This window comes from Chitinophaga sp. CF118 (assembly GCF_900112615.1).
In the GTDB taxonomy this organism is placed as follows: Bacteria; Bacteroidota; Bacteroidia; order Chitinophagales; family Chitinophagaceae; genus Chitinophaga.
On the sequence record NZ_FOMK01000006.1, the window covers coordinates 147,034 to 167,249 of the forward strand.

Here is a 20,216-nt window from a genome sequence, read left to right on the forward strand (position 1 = left end):
ATTGCAACCACATGTTTTCTTATAAAATGCGCCTTGTCTGCCTTCTCCTTTTAATTTCCGGCTGCAGTAAGCAGCTGGAAATTAAACCGGAGGTATTTATTTCGCCGGAAGAATTATACAAAGATGAAGCCGGTGTGGTGGCCGGTGTAACGGGTGTCTACCGGCAATTGCTGGTGTTGAAGCGGTCCGACTATGCTATTGTGGGAATGGTAGGAACAGATGAAGGAAAGACGACTATCTTTGTGCCTACCTGGGGGCCTTACTGGCAGGGATTTTCTGCGGTGAATAGTTATTCGCTTTTGCTGACAGGGCAGAATGATGTGGTGCAGGGATTCTGGTCTGTATCGTACAAAGGGATTATCAATGCCAACGTAGCCATAAAATATATTCAGCAGGCCCCGGTAAATGAAGCGTTGAAGAACCGTTGCATTGGGGAAGCGAAATTCCTGAGAGCATTGTTTTACTTTTATCTTGTACAGTTGTTTGATGGCGTACCGCTCCCAACGGATGCAGATAATCCGGATGCAGACAGAGATGGATATCCAAGAAGTACAACAGCAGACGTATATAAACTGATTATTGAAGATTTGCAGTTTGCAGCGGTAAATCTGAACAGCAAAGGTGCAAATGGCCAGGATGCCGGAAGGGCCACTAAAGAGGCGGCTATTGCTTTGCTGGGCAAGGTGTATCTTACCCGGAAAGATTATGCCAATGCAAAGATGACACTGGCGCCGTTGTTAACCGTTTCCAATGTTAGCCTGTTACCTGAATATAAGGATCTGTATGTAGAGAAAAATGAGAATAATATAGAATCACTGTTTGAAATCCAGTTCTCCAATGAAACTGACAACACCAGCAATATGGCTGGTAATACAGGTTGCTGGCAGATCAAGTCCCCTTCTCTCCCCGGCGGAGGCGGGCATGTACTTATTCCTACAGATTATTTCTATAATAGTTTCGAAGATGGTGATCTGAGAAAAGATGCTACTTTCCGGAGTGTGTTCTACGATGAGAATGGAAACCTGGTAGATTATTCATGGTGGGCAGATGTAGGTAAGCCGCATGTAAAGAAATTTGATATTACTGCGGGTGTTTCAGTAAGTGGATCACTTTCTTCCCGTAACATGTATTACCTGCGTTATGCCGATGTGATCCTGATGTATGCAGAAGTAGAGAATGAATTGAATGAAAGTGCTATAGCGCTGGAGAACCTGAATAAGATCCGCCACAGAGCCGGACTTGCAGACTGGCAGGGAACGCCGGACCAGGAACATCTGCGTGCAGAAATCATGCTGGAAAGGATGCGTGAACTGGGGTTTGAAGGATGGCGCTGGTTCGATTTGAAAAGAACAGGCACTTTGCTGACAGAAACGAAGGCGCACAATATTGATGCAGCTCCTAATATGCTGCCAAAACATTTGCTGTACCCGATTCCTGCCAAAGAGTTTGAAAACAATCCTGCGCTGAAACCCGCAGATCAAAATCCAGGATACTAAATGTTACGATTATCGTTTTTCTTTTTCTTTTTGCTTCTGTGTTCATATGTGCAGGCACAGGATAGCCTGGTAAATGGCCATGTTCGCATAATCGTTCATAATGGCAAAGTAAGTTACTATTTTTCCAACGGGGCAAAACTGGAGAATACAATTGCTTCTATTGAAGAGCGTACTGCCGGGTATATTACAAGTGCCGGTTTTGGAAAACACCTGACAAGTGTAGAACATGTGACTGATAGTTTTGGTATTGGCACCCGGTTGAATATTACTCATGAAGATGAGAAGATTCCGTTCTGTTTTGTGCAACATATTACTATGTATGCGTCTTTCCTGCTCATCGATGCTGTAGCAGAAGGAGGAGATCTGGAAACAGGGAATATTTCTCCATTATCGGTATTACCTGTACAACAGGGTAGTTTGTCCATAACCGGTAGTGATCCGCGTATCCTGGATGTGCCGTTTGATAATGATAACTGGGTGAAAGTTCTGACACCAAAATGGCCCAACGCAAATGGAATCAGTTATGAGTTCTCTGCGGTGTACGATAAATATATGTTGTCAGGGTTGGTAATGGGTAGCCTTACACACGACTTCTGGAAAACGGGTATTGTGTACAGAGCGTCTGCTACAACAGGTTTTATCGATTCACTGAAAATATATGGAGGAGCTGCTACTGAAGATAACGAAAGTCTGCCGCCGGCTTATGGAGGTCTTGATGGTACGCATGATCATGCACCTCATGGCATTATGAAAGGAAATGTTGTAAGTTCCCCGCTAATCTATTTGTCAGGCAGCAGGGATATCCGTAAAACTTTTGAGGATTATGGAAAAGCAAATACAATAGTAGCAGGTAAATTAACCTGGAAAGGATATGCACCGGTTTATTGGAACAGCTTTGGTGTAGAGGGTGTATTGGGTTATTCAAAGGTGATGATGCCAGCAGGGGTGATTAAGATCTCTGATTTTATTCATTCCCTGGATAACTTTAATAAGTATGCCAAACCTGTATTAAGTATTGATTCTTATGATCAGGGAATTTATACTACGGATCTGCTGGCCTCTTTGGGTAAGTATGGCAAGAAAAGAAATCAGCAGATGGGATTCTATTTCATCCCTTTTGCCCTGTGGACCTGGAAAAATTCTATAGATCAGCAAACATTGAACGGTACCACTACTTTATTGCAAGATGTGGTGCTGCGCGATAAAGACCGTAATCCCATTCTGTACAAGAAAGGCGACTGGGCCGCTTATCCTCTTGATCCTACACATCCCGCTACCCGACAGTATATAATCACGCAGTTACAGAAAGCAAAAGCCATCAAAGCAACTTTTATTAAGATTGACTTTTTAACGGCGGGATCACTTGAGTCAAGTGTACGTTTTGATAAGTCTGTAAGATCTGGTATGCAGGCATATAACATGGGTATGAAGATGCTGAAGGCATTGGTAGATTCTATCATGGGGCCGGATATTTTTATAACGATGGCTATCTCTCCGATGTTCCCTCACCAGTATGCACATACCCGTTTTGTTTCAACAGATGTGTATTCGCATCTGCGGGATGATCAGCCAGGGTTTCCTCACTGGGGTAGTACTGAGGCGTCTTTGTCTGCCGGTTCACATTTGTGGTGGGTGCAGGGTACATTATGGCCTTATACCAACCTGGATGTAGCGGTGATGCAGCGTTTTCAACAAAACCAGGAGTTGACAGAACAGGAAGTGAAAGTAAGAATTTATGCAATGATGACGATGGGCAGTATTCTGGGAGACGGTTCTGATTTCAGGGAGAAGCTGGCTACGGAACGTGCAAAAAAGTATCTGGATAATGCAGATGTATGTAAGTTTTTTAGTCAGCCGAAAGTATTTACTCCCTTGCGTATGTCTGATGGGGAGAGCATGGATCAACAAATGTCTTTTTATTTAAAGGGAGATACGACGATGGTAGCACTGTTCAACTTTTCAAAAGAGCAGCAGTTTAAAGAGACGTTGTTTTTAAAAGATCTGGGGCTGGATCATGGGAAATATTTGATGAAAGAATTTTTATCAGGTGAATTACTGGGCAAAATAGAGAACGATTCTTTTACACTGATAGTGCCTGTGAAGGATGCTATAATGGTGAAACTAATACCTGAATTCTAATTTCAGAGGAGTAAAAACATAAACGATATTATATGGAAGTAACAGCCTGGGTAGAAAGGGTGTCAATACCTACTTATAAAGCAGGACAGCCAGAAAAGAATCCGATGTTCCTGGAAAAGAGAGTGTACCAGGGAAGCAGTGGTGTGGTGTATCCTCATCCGGTGATAGAAAAGATAGCCGATGAAAAAACAGATCAGGAATATACAGCTGTGTTCCTGGAAAATGAATACCTGAAAATTATGATCCTTCCTGAAATAGGAGGACGGATTCAAAGGGCATATGATAAGATCCGGAAACGTGATTTTGTGTATTATAACCAGGTGATCAAGCCTGCATTGGTAGGTTTGGCCGGGCCCTGGATTTCTGGAGGAATAGAATTTAACTGGCCACAGCATCATCGTCCCAGTACTTTTGAAGCGGTTGATTATACCATAGAAGAAAATGCAGATGGAAGTAAAACGGTTTGGGTGAATGAGATAGAAGTTATGTTCCGTACCAAGGGAATGGCCGGTTTTACTTTATATCCCGGGAAGGCTTATCTGGAAATTAAAGGGAAACTCTTTAATCGCACACCTTTTCCGCAAACATTCCTTTGGTGGGCTAATCCGGCGGTAAAGGTGAATGAATTTTACCAGTCTGTTTTTCCACCGGATGTATATGCTGTTTTTGATCATGGCAAAAGAGATGTATCTGACTTTCCCATCGCTACCGGTACTTATTACAAAGTGAACTATGCCCCTGGTACTGATATTTCCCGGTATGATACTATTCCTGTTCCTACATCGTATATGGCTATCCGCTCTAAATACAATTTCATAGGTTGTTATGAACATGATACGCAGGCAGGTATGCTGCACGTGGCAGATCATCATGTGTCGCCCGGGAAAAAGCAGTGGACCTGGGGGAATGGCGACTTTGGATATGCCTGGGATAGAAACCTTACAGATGAAGATGGTCCTTATATAGAACTGATGACCGGGGTATTTACCGATAATCAGCCGGACTTCTCCTGGTTGCAGCCCAATGAAGGCAAAAGTTTTGAGCAGTATTTTATGCCTTATGCTCAGATAGGGGTGGTAAAGAATGCTACTAAGGAAGCTATGCTGAATCTCGACTGGCAGAATAGAGAATTACTGATTAAGGTTTACGCTACTGCTACTTACAAAGATGCCAGAATACAGGTATGGGAAGAAGGGCAGTTGCTGAAGGAATACAGGGTAGATTTATCTCCTTCAGAGATTTTCGAAACAGTATTCGGCGCAGTAAAAAATGAAGAATACCAGGTGTTTGTTACAGACGAAAATGGACATGAACTGGTATCATGGAAACCCGAAAAGGAAGAAAAAAAAGAGATACCTCCGGCTGCTACAGCGGCTAAACTACCAGCTGAAATAGAACAGGTGGAAGAGTTATACTTAAATGGTTTACACCTGGAACAATACCGGCACGCTACATTTAATCCAATTGATTATTACGAAGAGGGACTAAGAAGAAGCCCGGGAGATGTGCGGTGTAATAATGCGATGGGCTTATTGTATTTGCGGCGTGGACAGTTTAAGCAATCCATTCCTTATTTTGAAACAGCCATCCGTACATTAACCAGCAGGAATCCGAACCCTTACGACGGGGAAGTGTATTATAACCTTGGACTTTCATTACAGTTTCAGGGGCAGCTGGACGAAGCATACGATTATTTTTATAAGGCTACCTGGAATGATGCCTGGCAACACAGCGGATTCCTGATGCTGGCAAGGATTGCAGCTGCTAAAGGTAAGTGGAGTGAGGCGCTGATGCTGGTGGATAAATCGTTAATCAGGAATTATCACAGTCATACTGCCCGTCATTTAAAAGCTGCGTTGTTAAGAAAACATAAGCAGGATAATATTTCTTTTATAACTGAATCACTACAAATAGATCCTTTCAATTATGGTTGTTTGTATGAATGGTACCTTGCTTCTCAGGATGCTGCTGTATTAGATAAATTGAATACATTGATGAGAGGTGCGGTGAATAATTATCTTGAATTGTCGCTGGAATATGCACATGCAGGTATGTATGACACTGCTATCGAAGTGTTGAAATACTGTAACGGAAAATCGCCATTGGTATACTATTACAGCGGATGGTTTGCCATGAAAGCAGGGCATGCACCGGAAGCATTGGCATATTATCAGCAGGCTGCTGCACAAAGTCCGGACAGATGTTTTCCAAATAAAACAGAAGAATTAACAATTCTGGAAAGCGCAGTGTTGGTAAATCCTTCTGATGCGAAGGCATACTATTACCTGGGCAATTTCTGGTATGATAAAAGACAGTATGCGGAAGCGATTAAAAACTGGGAGGCATCCATTCAGTTGGATAATACTTTCCCCACGCCTTACCGTAATCTCTCCTTAGCTTATTATAACAAACTGCATAAAAAACAGGAGGCTATTGTATGTATGGAAAAGGCTTTTGCACTGGATACAAAGGATGCCCGTATCCTGATGGAATTGGATCAGTTATATAAAATCACCGGAAAAAACTTTGCTGAAAGATTAGCCATCCTGGAGAGAAATAATGCGTTAGTGGATGAACGTGATGATTTGTACCTGGAGAGAATAACGTTGTGTAATAATCTGGGCTGGTTTAACGAGGCTCAGACCATGTTAGCTACCAGAAAATTCCACCCCTGGGAAGGAGGTGAGGGAAAAGTAGTAGGGCAGTATATCTTATGTCATATAGAATTGGCCAGGCGTGCCATTCAGGAAAAAGCATTTACATATGCGCTGGAATTACTGACAGCCCTTTCAGAATATCCGGATAATCTCGGAGAAGGGAAATTATATGGTGCACAGGAAAATGATGTGCATTACCTTTTGGGCTGCGTATATGAAGGATTAGGAAAGCCTGAAAAAGCGGGTGAATTATTTATAGCTGCTACACGTGGTATTAGTGAACCTGTACAGGCTATATATTACAATGATCCGCAACCGGATAAGATCGTATATCAGGCGCTGGCCTGGCAGAAATTGGGTGAGCCGGAGAAGGCAAAGGAGATCTTTAAGCGGTTCATCCGGTTTGGGGAACAACATATGAATGATACCGTAAGCATTGATTATTTCGCAGTGTCTTTGCCAGATATGCTGGTGTTTGATCTGGACATCAACCTGCGGAACACGATTCATTGTAAATATCTTATAGGCCTTGGTTATCTGGGACTCGGCTACGAGATACAGGGCCGTATATACCTGGATGAAGTCATACAGCTGGATGTTAATCACCAGGGTGCTGTTTTTAACCCATTGATAAAGGAGTAAGTATGTTATCCGTTTCGAGTAAGTATTATGGTCAGCTGAAAGGATCCGATTTATATCTGATCACATTGAAGAATGAACAGATGAGTGTTACTATCACAAACCTGGGTTGTTCAATTACTGCTATTTATACACCGGATCGCAATGGTGTGATGAAGAATGTGGTTGCCGGGTTTTCGGATTTGCAGCAATACGAACGCAATGAAGCCTATTTTGGTTGTGTTGTGGGGCGGTATGCAAACAGGATAGCTTACGGACGGTTTCTTTTAGATGGCCAACCGGTGCAACTTTCAGTGAATGATGCTGGGAATCATCTGCATGGCGGGTTTGAAGGCTTTCATAAAAAGGTATGGGAGATTGTGGAAGTGACAGATACAGGGGTTGTAATGGAATACCTAAGCCGGGACAGGGAGGAAGGTTATCCTGGAAACCTGCGGGTAAAAGTGCAATATACATTGGACAATGAAGGCAGATTCAGTATCCAATATACAGGGATGACAGATCAGTGCACCCCGGTGAACCTTACTAATCACTCTTATTTTAATCTTAGTGGTTTTGAACAACCACTGATAACAGATCATCTTTTGTATATTAACGCGTACTACTACACGGGTAAGAATGAACTGAATGTACCTGATGGTAAGATTTTAAAGGTGGAAGGAACACCATTAAGTTTTCTGCAACCTAAAAGAATAGGGGCAGATATTGACCGGTTTCCGGCCGATCAGGGCTTTGATCATAATTATGTGCTGAATGGTAAGCGGGAAGATGGGATCGTGCCGGCAGCCACCTTATATGATCCGCTAACGGGAAGGCAGCTACGGGTATTTACAGACCAGCCAGGCTTGCAGTTATATACCGCCAACCTATGGGATGGTAGTTTGTATGAAAAACACGGGGCAGTGGCATTGGAGACACAGGCATTCCCGGACAGTCCCAATCACCCGCAGTTTCCCGGTACTATTTTAGAGCCGGGGAGTACTTATGAAACCTGCACGATTTATGAATTCAGTGTTTTAAAATCCGGTGTATAATTGCAGTTATATTCCTGGCATCTATGAATTCAGTATTATAAAATCCAGTTATGAAACAAACCTATAATAGCAGCTATATTCTTGGTATCTCATTTATTTCCGCATTGGGAGGTTATCTTTTCGGATTTGATTTTGCTGTTATCTCGGGTGCTTTACCCTTTTTACAGCAGCAGTTTGGCCTTGATGCCTATTGGGAGGGATTTGCTACTGGTAGTCTTGCATTGGGAGCTATTATTGGTTGCCTGGTAGCAGGCAAGATAGCAGATAAATATGGGCGTAGATGGGGATTACTTGTAGCATCCGCTATTTTCGGTGTTTCCTCACTGGCGATGGCGCTGGCACCCGGCAGGGACTTCTTTATCGGTTTTCGTCTGGTGGCAGGAATAGGAGTGGGGATGGCATCAATGTTGTCTCCAATGTACATTGCAGAGGTTTCTCCTGCGCATTTGCGGGGCCGCATGGTGGCCATTAATCAGCTGACGGTGGTGACGGGCATACTGGTTACTAACCTTGTGAACTATACGTTGCGGAATAATGGTCCGGATGCCTGGCGCTGGATGTTTGGACTTGGAGTGATCCCTTCTGTATTGTTTTTTGTGGGGGCATTGTGGCTGCCTGAAAGTCCGCGCTGGTTGGTAAAGGCAGGGAGATCCAAAGAAGCAGGGGTGATCCTGGAAAGGATAGGGAATGCTTCGTTTGCCCGTGAATCACTGGTTACTATTGAACGATCCAATCAATTGAGTACCGGAGGTGTTGCTTTTAACAAGGCTGTATTGCCAGCTGTTGTAACCGGAGTAATTCTTGCCATTTTTCAGCAGTTATGCGGCATTAATGTGGTGTTTAATTATACGCCCCGGATCTTTCATAGTATAGGCGTATCCCAGGATGGGCAGTTATTACAGACCGTTTTTATTGGTGGCGTGAACCTGGTGTTTACATTGCTGGCCATGCTGCTGGTAGATAAGTTAGGCCGTAAACCTTTGATGCTGGCAGGTGCCGGCGGACTGGCAATACTTTATATAGTAGTCGTAAGGATGCTGGCAGCAGGCTCCGCTGATGTGTCCTGGTTTCTGCTGGCAGCCATCGGTACCTATGCAATGTCGTTAGCGCCAGTTACCTGGGTACTGATCTCAGAAATATTTCCAAATAAGATCCGTAGTGCCGCTACATCTATAGCTGTATTATCCCTATGGGCCGCCTACTTTATATTGGTGTTCACGTTCCCTATATTGTTTGACAGGCTGAAGGATAGTACATTTTATATTTATGCCGGGATCTGTTTACTGGGCTTTGTATTTATCTGGCGGAATGTAAAGGAAACTAAAGGGAAAACGCTGGAAGAACTTGAAGATGTAATTGTAGGGCATTAACATTAACTACATTATGCTTAAATTAGTGTTCTATTTTAAAAAACTATGCAGCAGACATCCTCAATTACCACATTGTTCATAGACATTGGCGGCGTTCTTCTCACAAATGGCTGGGACCGCGCGGCACGTAAACTGGCAGCGAGTACTTTTTCTCTGGATCTGATAGAACTGGAAGAAAGGCATCATCTTACTTTCGATACATATGAGGTAGGTAAGCTGACGCTGGATGAATACCTCAGCAGGATCGTGTTTTACGAAGACCGGAACTTTACCCGGGAAACATTTAAGGAGTTTATGTTCTCACGAACTGAGCCTTATAATGACATGATTGAGATGATCTGCCAGTTGAAAGAAAAACATGGTTTAAAGATCGCTATTGTGAATAATGAAGGCCGTGAGTTGAATGAATATAGGATCAGGAAGTTTGGGATTAACAAGTTCGTAGACTTTTTTATCTCTTCCTGTTTTGTTCATTTCCGTAAGCCGGATGCGGATATTTTCCGGATTGCATTGGACATTGCTTTGGTAAATCCGGCAGAAGTATTATATATAGAAGACCGTGCGATGTTTGTATCAGTAGCAGAAGGATTGGGTATCAATGGTCTGTTGCACGCAGACTATGCATCTACAAAAGAAAAGCTGAAGAGCTTCGGACTGGGCTTATAAAAATATAAAAGTTCCTGCAATACTTTGATTGGTGCCAATGCTGCCAATCAAAGTATTGCAGGAACTTTTTAGTTTCCACCCTGGGATTGGCCTTTCACTTTTCACCCATTACATTTCACGCTTAACATTATATAGTTCCACAGCAATTAATGTGTGGCAGTATTTTTCTAATAGATTGTATAAGTGTACAAAAGTGTCTGAAGAGATGTATCAGGGCTTTCTAACGATATTGCGGGAGAGTTTGTCTACTTCTATATTGAAATTGAGTTCGTTGTCTTTTTTCTGATGTGCTTTTACTTTCGTAAATGTAAGTGGGAGTTCTGCAATATAAGTTAGCAGGGTTTTAACCAGATCTGCATTCCTTATTTCAGTACCTTTTTTAGTGGTAAAATGCTGGGCGGTGAGTTTTTCTCTGCGATCTGCCAATCCCACAACATACTGGCTGTCTGAGATAATATCCATAGCAGTAATAGAGGAATATTTATCCTGCACATAACTGATGGCTTTTATAACAGCCATCAGTTCCATCCTGTTATGTGTAGTATTGAATGCTTCTCCGGTAAGTACAACTTTCTCATCATCAACAAAAATTATCGCAGCCCAACCTCCTTTGAGGCTTTGGGTATGACAACTTCCATCAGTATAGATTGTTGCGGTCACCGTTTGCGTTTATACTTCCACTGCTCTGCTCACCTTGCGGTAAACGAATTCATGGTAGATATGCCTGCGGCAGAATCTTCCCGGTGAATCGGAGTTGATCAGTTTAATGTAGAGGGCTTTGGGCACATCAAAGTACTCATAACTACTACTATCCTGGAAGGTGAGTGTTAAAGTTGTCTTTGTATAAGAGAAGTCCTGAATTGTTGAGGCAGAAATCGTTTCCGTGTATTCAGGAAGCGCTTTTGCAATTGTTTCAGGGGCTACGCTTGCCAGAAAGTTATAAGCCTCAATGAATTGCTTGCTTTTTTCTTCCGCTTCGTGCTTTTTCTCATCGCTCTCCTGGAATTTATCAGGATGCCATTCTTTCATTAAATTCCTGTAGATGGTCTTTAATTCCTGTAATTCTGTTGTCTTGCTTACACCGAGTAGCTTACGGTAGTCTGTTATTTTACTCATAAAATATGCAAAGGTAACCCGTTTTAGCCGCCAACCAAGCATTTTTACCTAAACTAACCAAAATATGATCTTTATCAGGGACGCGGTGCTTAGTATTTAGTAGTTTTGACTTATACAAAATATATATATGAACGATTTTATAGCTGCCAGGTCGCAGATGGGACTTTCGCTGGGCTTTCATATTGTTTTTTCATGTATTGGGATGGTGATGCCATTTTTTATGGCGGTGGCGCATTTTTACTGGTTGAGGACTAACAACATTGTTTACAAAAATATAACAAAGGCGTGGAGCAAGGGAGTGGCTATCTTTTTTGCCACCGGAGCTGTATCTGGTACAGTACTTTCCTTTGAACTGGGGCTGTTATGGCCGGAGTTTATGAAACATGCAGGCCCTATTTTCGGGATGCCTTTTTCTCTGGAAGGAACAGCCTTTTTTATAGAGGCCATTGCACTCGGCTTTTTCCTGTATGGGTGGGACCGTTTCAATAAATGGTTTCATTGGGTAACCGGGGTGGTAGTAGGGGTGAGTGGATTGATTTCCGGGATCCTGGTAGTAGCAGCAAATGCCTGGATGAATAGTCCGGCGGGTTTCGATTTTATAGATGGACAATACCTGAACATTGATCCAATAAAGGCGATGTTCAATGATGCCTGGTTTTCGCAGGCGCTGCACATGTGTATTGCTGCATTTTCTGCCACAGGGTTTGCCGTAGCAGGTATCCATGCCCTTATGATCCTGAAAAAGAAGAATGTTTATTTTCATATGCAGTCATTCAGGATTGCAGCCGTTTTCGCCTGTGTAGCAGCGGTTCTGCAGCCACTAAGCGGGGATATCTCTGCAAAGGATGTAGGGAAGCGACAGCCGGCAAAGCTGGCAGCTATGGAAGCACATTTCCATACAGAAGCCGCTGCTCCGTTAATTATTGGTGGTATTCCGGATGAAAAGACCCGGGAAGTAAAATATGCCCTGAAGATTCCCGGCTTGCTGAGTTTTATGTTACATGAAGATTTTACTACTCCTGTAGACGGACTGGATAAGATTCCCCTGGAAAATCAGCCACCCGTTGCCATTACACATTACGCTTTCCAGATAATGGTAGGATTGGGAATGATTATGTTACTGATAGCAGTCTGCTACTTTATAGCCATCCTGAAAAAGAAAAGCTGGTTACGTAGTCAATGGTTGTTAAGACTGTTTGTGATTGCCACCCCTATGGGATTTATTGCTGTAGAAGCAGGATGGACGGTTACTGAAGTAGGGCGGCAACCCTGGATCATCAATGGCATTATGCGTACAGCAGATGCCGTGACTCCGATGCCGGGCATTGTTTATTCTTTTTACATCTTTACAGCCATGTATATTTCTCTGTCACTGATTGTTACTTTCTTATTATACAGACAAATAAAAATGGTAGGTAATATCTACGATGTTTCTCCATCTTCTAAAAACCAGGCCATATGATTTATGTAGTGATTGTTTATTTATGGGCTGCCATTTTATTATACATCTTAATGGGAGGTGCGGACTTTGGCGCTGGCATTATAGAACTGTTCACCTCCAAACGGAATAAACAGCATACACGAAATACGATGTACCGGGCCATAGCCCCGATATGGGAAGCTAATCATATGTGGCTGATCATTGCTATTGTAGTACTGTTTGTTGGTTTTCCCGATATCTATACTACAATCTCTACACATCTTCATATTCCATTGGTCATTATGCTGTTTGGGATTATAGCCAGAGGAACAGCTTTTACGTTCCGGAACTATGATGCAGTGGTGGATAATATGCAGAAGGTATATAACAAGATCTTTGTGTATTCCAGTTTCATTACGCCATTTTTCCTGGGAGTGATAGCTGCCAGTGCTGTTTCGGGCAAGATTGATCCGGATGCGCACGACTTTTTATCTGCTTATATTTTCAGCTGGTTGAACTGGTTCTCCGTGGCAGTTGGTTTTTTCACAGTTGCCATCTGTGGATTTCTTGCGGCGATATTTATTATCGGGGAAACAGACGATGAATTGAACAGAAAACGGTTTATCCGCAAGGCTAAGCAAATGAATCTGGCAGCGGTAGTTTTTGGTGCATTGGTTTTTATAGCAGCACACTCTGAAGGCATCCCGCTGGATACCTGGTTATTCGGTAATGCGGTGGGTATTATTGCCATTACTGCAGCCACCCTGTCATTGATCCTGCTTTGGTTCCTGCTGCTTAAAAAGGGCAAGCTAATCATCATCAGGGTATTGGCAGGATTCCAGGTAACAATGATCTTACTGGCTATTACACTCCGGCATTATCCCAATATCGTGATTATGAAAGGAGGAAGATATCTGTCATTGATGGAGCATGCAGGGCAGGAGCGGGCTATTTATTCTCTCGGAATGGCCTTATTGCTGGGTAGTATTTTTATCTTACCTGCATTGTTTTACCTGTTGTATAGTTTTAACAAGAATTATAATAAATAAACTCAATGATCCATTTAGGCCAAAAGTTATAATAAGTAAACCCCTATTGCCTATTTTGGACATATTTAATCAGGGAGATTAAATATACTATCGGTAAATGTGAAAATAGTATCCTTATTTTTGCAAACGATTGCATAACTTCGGAAGAGTAGCTAAAAGTATAACCTATATTATTCGGAAACGCCATGTAGCAGAGTGTTGTAACATACTTTGTTTCCATATTCTGTACATATAATAACCCTATCATTCATCCTTAAAAACAACTTTATGAAAACCTGATAATTAATTACGCCCGTTAAAAGGTTGTCCGCACCTGCATGTGACAATACTACTGTGTATAACTTAAAAGATTATACGTAAACAGGAAAAGTATGTCTGAACTCACCAATATCTAAACCCTCAAAGTTCCTCGTTAAAGAAACCTATTATGGAAAAAAAATACGCTATTACAAGCTTATTACTGCCCTTATTTTTACTTTTTTTATCGCTGTTTGCCAGAGCTCAATCACTACCTGCTAATTTTCAGCGGGTGCAGGTGGTTAGTGGTATCAGCAGTCCTACCGCTCTGGCCTTTCTTCCAGACGGTCGTATTCTTGTATGCCAGGAAACAGGTCAGTTACGCGTTATTAAAAATGGTAGCCTGTTATCCACACCTGCTATTACACTTTCCGTTAGTTCCAGTGGGGAACGTGGCCTGATCGGCATTGCTGTAGACCCTAACTTCGCTACCAACCACTATATTTATCTGTATTATACCAGTACTTCCGGACCACATAACCGTGTGAGCCGGTTTACTATAACCGGAGATACAGCAGGTTCTGAAACAGTATTGCTGGACTTGCCTACATTAAGTGCTATCTATCATAATGGAGGTGGATTATCTTTTGGTACTGATGGTAAGTTGTACATTTCTGTAGGAGATAATAAGGTAGGCGACAATGCTAAAAACCTCGATAGCTACATGGGGAAATTGTTACGCATTAATACTGATGGTACTGTTCCTTCCGGAAATCCCTTTAGCGGTGGAGCCGCCCGTAGTCGTGTTTGGGCATATGGTTTGCGAAATCCGTTTACGAATTCCATTGATCCTGTAAGCGGCAAGATCTTTATCAATGATGTTGGCGAATCTACCTGGGAAGAAATCAACGACGCTTCTGTTAGCGGCCGTAACTTTGGATGGCCGGACCAGGAAGGAACCTGTACATCCGGTTGTACCGGTTTAACCAACCCTATTTACAGGTATAGCACCAACAGGGATGATTCTCCTCCTGACGGACAAGGTTGTGCCATCAACGGTGCTACTTTTTTCAATGGGGCAATCAGCAATTATCCGGCTACCTACAATGGAAAATATTTTTTCCTGGACTATTGTGGAGGATGGATCAACTATCTAAATCCTGCCTCTCCTTCACGGACAGCCTTTGGTACCAATTTAGGCGGCGGACTTGTTTATATCAAACAGGGTATTGATGGAAATCTATATTTCCTTAGCCGGGATAATGGTGCTCTTTACAAACTTATTTATACGGGTACACAGGCTCCTGTGATAACTACACAGCCGCAATCTCTTAGTGTACCACAAGGACAAACCGCAACTTTTAGTATAGTGGCTACTGCCAATCCTGCTCCCACTTACCAGTGGAGAAAGAATGCGGTTAATATCAGCGGTGCAACGGCTGTTAGTTATTCCATTGCTAATGTACAACCGGCAGATTCTGGTCTTTACAGTGTAGTGGTAACAAATACTGCGGGTAGTGCTACCAGCAGTAATGCAAAACTTACTGTCGCTAAGCCCAACACTTTACCTGTTGCCACTATTACTACCCCTGTAAACAATTCCAAATTCCGCGCCGGAGATACAGTTTTATTTGCGGGTACTGGTACGGATGCAGAAGATGGTACCCTTTCTGCCAATGCATTTCATTGGTGGGTGGATTTTCATCATGCTAATCATATCCATCCTGGTCCGCAATTGTCAGACAGTGTTAAAAATGGTGTTTTTGTTATTTCAGATGGAGGACATACAGAAACGGATATCTGGTATCGTATTCTTCTTTCTGTGAAAGATAGCAGGGGAGAACTGGATACTACCTATGTGGAAATGTTCCCTGTTACTTCCAATATAACGTTGAATACTCAGCCCGCTGGTTTGCAGATCCGCCTTAATAATATTCCTTTTACCACACCATATTCTTCAGCTACTTTATCTGGTATGGTAAGACCAATGGATGCTCCTTCTCCGCAAACGCTTAACGGGGTCACCTATATTTTTGATCATTGGGCGCATGGCGGAGCCAGGGTGCAGAATATCAGGATTACTGATAATGATACTGCCTTTACTGCAATATTTAAAGCAGCTCCTCCTGCAATCACGCTGCTTCCGGTGCAGGATGCATATGTAAGGGATGGAACAAATGCAGCCATCACGTATGGTACTACGGATTCTACATTCCTTCTTGTTAAAGTATCGCCGGCCGGACAGTTGAATAATGGCCGCGAAACCTATCTCACTTTTGATCTTGCTAATACTGTGTCCGTATCATCTGTGGTGCTGAAATTATATGGTAATGTTGAGGGCACTACTGCCATCAGTGTACCTGTGGGAGTATATCCGGTAAGCAGCACTACCTGGGCAGAAAAAACGATTACATTTAATAATAAACCTGTATCAGACACTACACTTTTATCGTCTGCGATAATTACCAATGATGCTGCCAGATATTATACCTGGGATGTGACCAGCTATGTGCAGCGTGAACTGGCAGCAGGAAGGAAAAAAATATCATTGGTGCTGAAAAGTCAGCAGTCACACGATCCACGTATATTCCTGAATTCGAAAGAGGCAGGAGTTAATACTCCGCAACTTGCTGTGATTGCAGATTCTACAGGAGGTCCGGATTGCACACCGGTTATTGCGAGCAGCGACGATGGAAATGTAGCAGCCAATGCAGTTGATAATGATCTGAATACCCGGTGGTCTGCAACCGGAAACGGACAGTGGATACAATTCTGCCTGGGCAGCACGGCTACTGTTACGGGTGTGGATATTGCATTTTATAAAGGTGATACCCGCCGTTCTCTATTTGATGTATTGGTAAGTACAGATGGTACTACCTGGACCAATGCCGCTACCGGCCTGCAGGGCAGTGGTACATCCCTCAATTTTGAGAGCTTCACTTTTACCGGTAAAACGGCGAAGTATGTACGTATTCTGGGTCATGGTAACAACTTAAATGAGTGGAACAGCTATACTGAAGTGAAAATTAAAACAACTACGAGTCTGGCTGCTACCAAAACATTAAAAGTATCGGCGTTATCCGTATACCCTAATCCTGCATCTACATCCTTTACAGTGAAATTCAGTCTGCCAACAAATGGTTACACTATGTTAGCTGTATATGATATGACGGGTAAACAACTGTTAGTTCCTGTAAGTGGAAAGCTTACATCCGGAGCATATACAAAAATGGTTCTTGTGGCTTCACTGCCAGCGGGTATTTATCTGATAAAACTGATTCATAACGGCAAAGTGAACAGTCTGAAATTTATCAAAGAGTAAATAATTATAAGAGGATAGCCATAAAATAGAATTGCCTCCAAAAGTCTGACTTTTGGAGGCAATTCTATTTTATGGCTATCCTTACTTATAGCTAAATCTTATCAATAATAAATTTCTACAATACTATTGGGTGATAGAAGAAGAGTAACGGGGTATGTAAATAAAAAATCAGGGCTAACTTTTAAGTTAGCCCTGCGAACATTGTATAAAGATAAGCAAGCTTAATCTATACGTTTAACGTTAACGGCGTTCATACCTTTCTTGCCTTCCTGCAATTCAAACTCAACGCGGTCGTCGGCCTGGATCTCGTGAACGAGACCATTTACGTGTACAAAAGTTTCTTTTGTGGATTCATCATGTTTGATAAAACCAAATCCTTTTGTCTCGTTGAAGAACTTTACAGTTCCGGTTAATTTTGTGCTCATTTAAAATTGTATTGTTATGTCCTCCGAAGGTACCCTTAATAAATACAGCCACCAAATATAATTAAGAATCAATCATTTATTCTTTCTCCTGTTTCTGATATAATGGAAATAGCCAAACATCACATAAACCCTGTTACAATCCTGTGTATTATCATCTTAGCCCCGATATACAAACAATCATCTTACCCTGGTCATCCTGAATACTGTTATACAATTGCACAGGCTGTTACATAACTCTACATGCATCTAAATACAAAATATGGCGCTGTTATTCAACTATATATGCAGCTGTTTTGTAAGAAAATGGGGGCAATTATGATTAAAAACCGACTTTTAGACCAATGTTGCCGACTTATCAACCTTTGAATACAGCTAAGATCGGCACACCTTTGCGTTGTCATATAATAAGTTATGCTATCTGAATATTCCAATGCCAAAAGTAATGTCTTACATTTCCTAAAATCTTTTTGACATGGCGACTAAAAAAGATGGGGGAGAGATGTATAAACATGATGAGTTTATAGCAGATAATAAATCGTTTACAGGATCCTCCTTCAAAGGATTTTTTGTATCCAGTAATATTAGGCAGGCAGATTTTGATATTACAAAGGCAAGTTTCAGATCTGATTTTATGGCAATCATGCTTGTCATTTCTGGCGAGGTGAAAGTAAAATTAAACCTGGAAGCATATACTTTAACTAAAAACAGTCTGTTAGCGGCTTCTCCGTTTGCGATTAAACAGGTCATATCGGCGAATGATGACTGCTTAATATCTGTCGTTAGTTTTACTTCGGATTTTTTAAGTAAAATGGGGCTGCCGGATAAAAGGATAGATCTGATAGACTATTTCACTTCCAAATATTCACCGCACTGGCAACTTGAACAGGAAGATGCATCAATTCTGTCCGATATTATAAGTCAGCTTGAACAACGAACTAAAAATCTGAACAGCCATCCTTTTGGAGAGGAATTGATGCGATATGCATTCTACCTCTTTCTGTATGAATTGGCAGGAATGAGCAAAAAATACGCTAAAACAAATAACCCTGATTTTACAAGGAAAGAAGGGCTTGTAATGGGTTTTATAAACATGGTACAGTTACAGTTTAAAGAACAACGTAACGTACAACAATATGCCGCGCAGTTACATGTAACGGCAAAATACCTCACGGAAACAGTGAAAGAACAGACAAGCAAAACCGCCGGTGAGATCATTGACGATTTTGTGATGCTGGAAGCAAAGCTATTGTTAGATGATCATGATCTAAGTATTTACCAGGTAGCAGAGATGCTGAACTTTAGTGATCAATCTTTTTTTGGAAAATTCTTCAAAAGACATTCAGGTCTTTCCCCCACGGAATACCGTTCAATTAATTAAGATTTCATTTTGTTACGCAGTGTAACAGTTGTAGGTTTAATGCAATGGCCGCGATAATCATATCATGGCCATTTTTTTTGTGCCCTCTTTATTCGCTACAGAACCGACTTTCAGACCAATTTTGCCGATTTATCAACCTTCTCTTACCGTGGTGATACGAGTAATTTTGCGCTATTAATTTTTGCATTCAATAATTGAAATAAAATAAGTGTATGTCAATGTTCTTCAAACCAATTCCCTTTCTTTTTATAGTGATATTGTTCACTGCCTGTGGTAATAAAGAAGAAAAAAAGTCACAACAAACACCGGTAAAAGTGGGCATTCTTACAATTCAAAGGAGTAACCTACCGGAAGAACTGACCTATTCAGGTACAATAGAACCAGACAATACTGCACAAATAGGTTTTGCAGTTTCCGGTGTGATAAATAATGTAGCTGTAGAAGAAGGGCAGGTAGTTAAACAAGGACAGTTACTGGCAAGCATTGATGCAACAGAATATAATAATGCACTGGCAATTGCAAGCGCAGGTTTAGAACAGGCAGAAGATATGTATAACCGCCTTAATGAACTGTACAATAAAGGAAGCCTTCCTGCAAGAGATTATATAGATGTTAAGACAAAACTGGCACAGGCTAAGGCCAATAAGAGCATTAATGTAAAACATATTTCCGATAGCCGCCTGTATTCACCAATATCCGGTATCATCACTGAAAAGAAAATTGAAAAGGGAAGTACTGCTGCTCCTGGCATACCGGCCTTCACCATCATAAAAACGGATATTGTATACGCTAAAATATCTGTACCGGAAAGTGAAGTAGGCGCATTAAAACATGGAACTGAAGCTGGTGTTTTTATTCGTACTCTGAATGATAGCATTACTGGTAAAATAACTATCATCAATCCCCAGGCGGATGCGATTTCCAGAACTTACTCTGTAAAGATACAGCTCAATAATAATGATGGGAAACTGTTACCCGGTATGATAGCAGACGTAAGCATAAATACAGGAAGGAGTATAAATACCATTACCATTCCTGCTACTGCAGTAGTAAGAGATGCAGATAACATTACTTATGTTTTCATTGCCAATGAGCAGCGCAAAGCTGTACGCAAACGTATTACTGCGGGTATGCTGACTGGGAAAAATGACATAGTGGTGCTTGAAGGGTTAAAGGATGGAGAACAGGTAATTACAGCCGGACAATCCACATTGAAAGATGGGAGTGTTTTAAGTTTCTGATATCATATTTATTACGTCTGCTAACAT

At 41.8% G+C, this 20,216-nt stretch carries 14 protein-coding genes; 11 read left to right on the top strand and 3 right to left on the bottom strand.

Annotated elements, in window-relative coordinates; all coding sequences use genetic code 11:
- Nucleotides 1-11: 11 nt before the first annotated feature.
- Genes BM176_RS22750 through BM176_RS22775 form a run of 6 tightly spaced genes read left to right on the top strand, consistent with a single transcriptional unit; the run spans nt 12 to nt 10,001 of the window.
- On the top strand, nt 12-1,496 hold the full coding sequence (locus BM176_RS22750) for a RagB/SusD family nutrient uptake outer membrane protein (protein WP_090106638.1): 1,485 nt from the start codon (nt 12-14) through the stop codon (nt 1,494-1,496).
- Nucleotides 1,497-3,635, top strand: coding sequence for an alpha-amylase family protein (locus BM176_RS22755; protein WP_143097885.1), 2,139 nt, complete (start codon nt 1,497-1,499; stop codon nt 3,633-3,635).
- Nucleotides 3,636-3,667: 32 nt separating this feature from the next.
- On the top strand, nt 3,668-6,934 hold the full coding sequence (locus tag BM176_RS22760) for a DUF5107 domain-containing protein (RefSeq protein WP_090106640.1): 3,267 nt from the start codon (nt 3,668-3,670) through the stop codon (nt 6,932-6,934).
- A 2-nt stretch (nt 6,935-6,936) separates the two neighbouring features.
- Complete coding sequence (locus BM176_RS22765; RefSeq protein ID WP_090106641.1) at nt 6,937-7,965, top strand: aldose epimerase family protein; 1,029 nt, start codon at nt 6,937-6,939, stop codon at nt 7,963-7,965.
- A 50-nt stretch (nt 7,966-8,015) separates the two neighbouring features.
- Nucleotides 8,016-9,335 (top strand): sugar porter family MFS transporter, encoded by a 1,320-nt coding sequence (locus tag BM176_RS22770; protein WP_090106642.1) that lies wholly within the window; start codon nt 8,016-8,018, stop codon nt 9,333-9,335.
- Nucleotides 9,336-9,380: 45 nt separating this feature from the next.
- Entirely contained in the window at nt 9,381-10,001 is a 621-nt protein-coding gene (locus BM176_RS22775) for an HAD family hydrolase (RefSeq protein WP_090106643.1), read from the top strand.
- Nucleotides 10,002-10,211: 210 nt separating this feature from the next.
- On the opposite strand, the gene BM176_RS22780 is transcribed toward BM176_RS22775, so the two are convergent.
- Both BM176_RS22780 and BM176_RS22785 read right to left on the bottom strand, forming a co-directional pair.
- A complete protein-coding gene (locus BM176_RS22780; RefSeq protein ID WP_090106644.1) occupies nt 10,212-10,661 on the bottom strand; it encodes a ribonuclease H family protein in 450 nt (149 codons plus the stop codon).
- A gap of 9 nt (nt 10,662-10,670) precedes the next feature.
- Complete coding sequence (locus tag BM176_RS22785) at nt 10,671-11,117, bottom strand: KTSC domain-containing protein (protein WP_090106645.1); 447 nt, start codon at nt 11,115-11,117, stop codon at nt 10,671-10,673.
- A 127-nt stretch (nt 11,118-11,244) separates the two neighbouring features.
- Here BM176_RS22785 and BM176_RS22790 point away from each other — a divergent pair, with 127 nt between their 5' ends.
- The 3 genes from BM176_RS22790 (at nt 11,245) to BM176_RS22800 (ending at nt 17,145) form a co-directional block, all read left to right on the top strand.
- On the top strand, nt 11,245-12,579 hold the full coding sequence (locus BM176_RS22790) for a cytochrome ubiquinol oxidase subunit I (protein WP_090106646.1): 1,335 nt from the start codon (nt 11,245-11,247) through the stop codon (nt 12,577-12,579).
- Nucleotides 12,576-13,586, top strand: a complete 1,011-nt coding sequence (locus BM176_RS22795) for a cytochrome d ubiquinol oxidase subunit II (RefSeq protein ID WP_090106647.1) — start codon at nt 12,576-12,578, stop codon at nt 13,584-13,586. Before BM176_RS22790 ends, BM176_RS22795 begins: the two co-directional genes overlap by 4 nt.
- A gap of 427 nt (nt 13,587-14,013) precedes the next feature.
- Nucleotides 14,014-17,145, top strand: a complete 3,132-nt coding sequence (locus BM176_RS22800) for a PQQ-dependent sugar dehydrogenase (RefSeq protein ID WP_090106648.1) — start codon at nt 14,014-14,016, stop codon at nt 17,143-17,145.
- Between the two features lie 221 nt (nt 17,146-17,366).
- Here BM176_RS22800 and BM176_RS22805 read toward each other — a convergent pair whose 3' ends face one another.
- Nucleotides 17,367-17,570 (bottom strand): cold-shock protein, encoded by a 204-nt coding sequence (locus BM176_RS22805; RefSeq protein ID WP_090106649.1) that lies wholly within the window; start codon nt 17,568-17,570, stop codon nt 17,367-17,369.
- 472 nt (nt 17,571-18,042) lie between these two features.
- Between BM176_RS22805 and BM176_RS22810 the strand changes: the two genes are divergently transcribed.
- Together BM176_RS22810 and BM176_RS22815 are read left to right on the top strand one after the other, a co-directional pair.
- On the top strand, nt 18,043-18,948 hold the full coding sequence (locus BM176_RS22810; RefSeq protein ID WP_090106650.1) for a helix-turn-helix domain-containing protein: 906 nt from the start codon (nt 18,043-18,045) through the stop codon (nt 18,946-18,948).
- A 212-nt stretch (nt 18,949-19,160) separates the two neighbouring features.
- Nucleotides 19,161-20,189 carry an efflux RND transporter periplasmic adaptor subunit gene (locus tag BM176_RS22815; RefSeq protein WP_090106651.1) on the top strand — a complete coding sequence of 343 codons (1,029 nt, stop codon included), beginning with the start codon at nt 19,161-19,163 and terminating at the stop codon, nt 20,187-20,189.
- Nucleotides 20,190-20,216: the final 27 nt, after the last annotated feature.

Coding starts and splice junctions, on each gene's coding strand:
- BM176_RS22750 (WP_090106638.1), top strand. CDS start 12: ATGTTTTCTTATAAAATGCGCCTTGTCTGCCTTCTCCTTTTAATTTCC.
- BM176_RS22755 (WP_143097885.1), top strand. CDS start 1,497: ATGTTACGATTATCGTTTTTCTTTTTCTTTTTGCTTCTGTGTTCATAT.
- BM176_RS22760 (WP_090106640.1), top strand. CDS start 3,668: ATGGAAGTAACAGCCTGGGTAGAAAGGGTGTCAATACCTACTTATAAA.
- BM176_RS22765 (WP_090106641.1), top strand. CDS start 6,937: ATGTTATCCGTTTCGAGTAAGTATTATGGTCAGCTGAAAGGATCCGAT.
- BM176_RS22770 (WP_090106642.1), top strand. CDS start 8,016: ATGAAACAAACCTATAATAGCAGCTATATTCTTGGTATCTCATTTATT.
- BM176_RS22775 (WP_090106643.1), top strand. CDS start 9,381: ATGCAGCAGACATCCTCAATTACCACATTGTTCATAGACATTGGCGGC.
- BM176_RS22785 (WP_090106645.1), bottom strand. CDS start 11,117: ATGAGTAAAATAACAGACTACCGTAAGCTACTCGGTGTAAGCAAGACA.
- BM176_RS22790 (WP_090106646.1), top strand. CDS start 11,245: ATGAACGATTTTATAGCTGCCAGGTCGCAGATGGGACTTTCGCTGGGC.
- BM176_RS22795 (WP_090106647.1), top strand. CDS start 12,576: ATGATTTATGTAGTGATTGTTTATTTATGGGCTGCCATTTTATTATAC.
- BM176_RS22800 (WP_090106648.1), top strand. CDS start 14,014: ATGGAAAAAAAATACGCTATTACAAGCTTATTACTGCCCTTATTTTTA.
- BM176_RS22805 (WP_090106649.1), bottom strand. CDS start 17,570: ATGAGCACAAAATTAACCGGAACTGTAAAGTTCTTCAACGAGACAAAA.
- BM176_RS22810 (WP_090106650.1), top strand. CDS start 18,043: ATGGCGACTAAAAAAGATGGGGGAGAGATGTATAAACATGATGAGTTT.
- BM176_RS22815 (WP_090106651.1), top strand. CDS start 19,161: ATGTCAATGTTCTTCAAACCAATTCCCTTTCTTTTTATAGTGATATTG.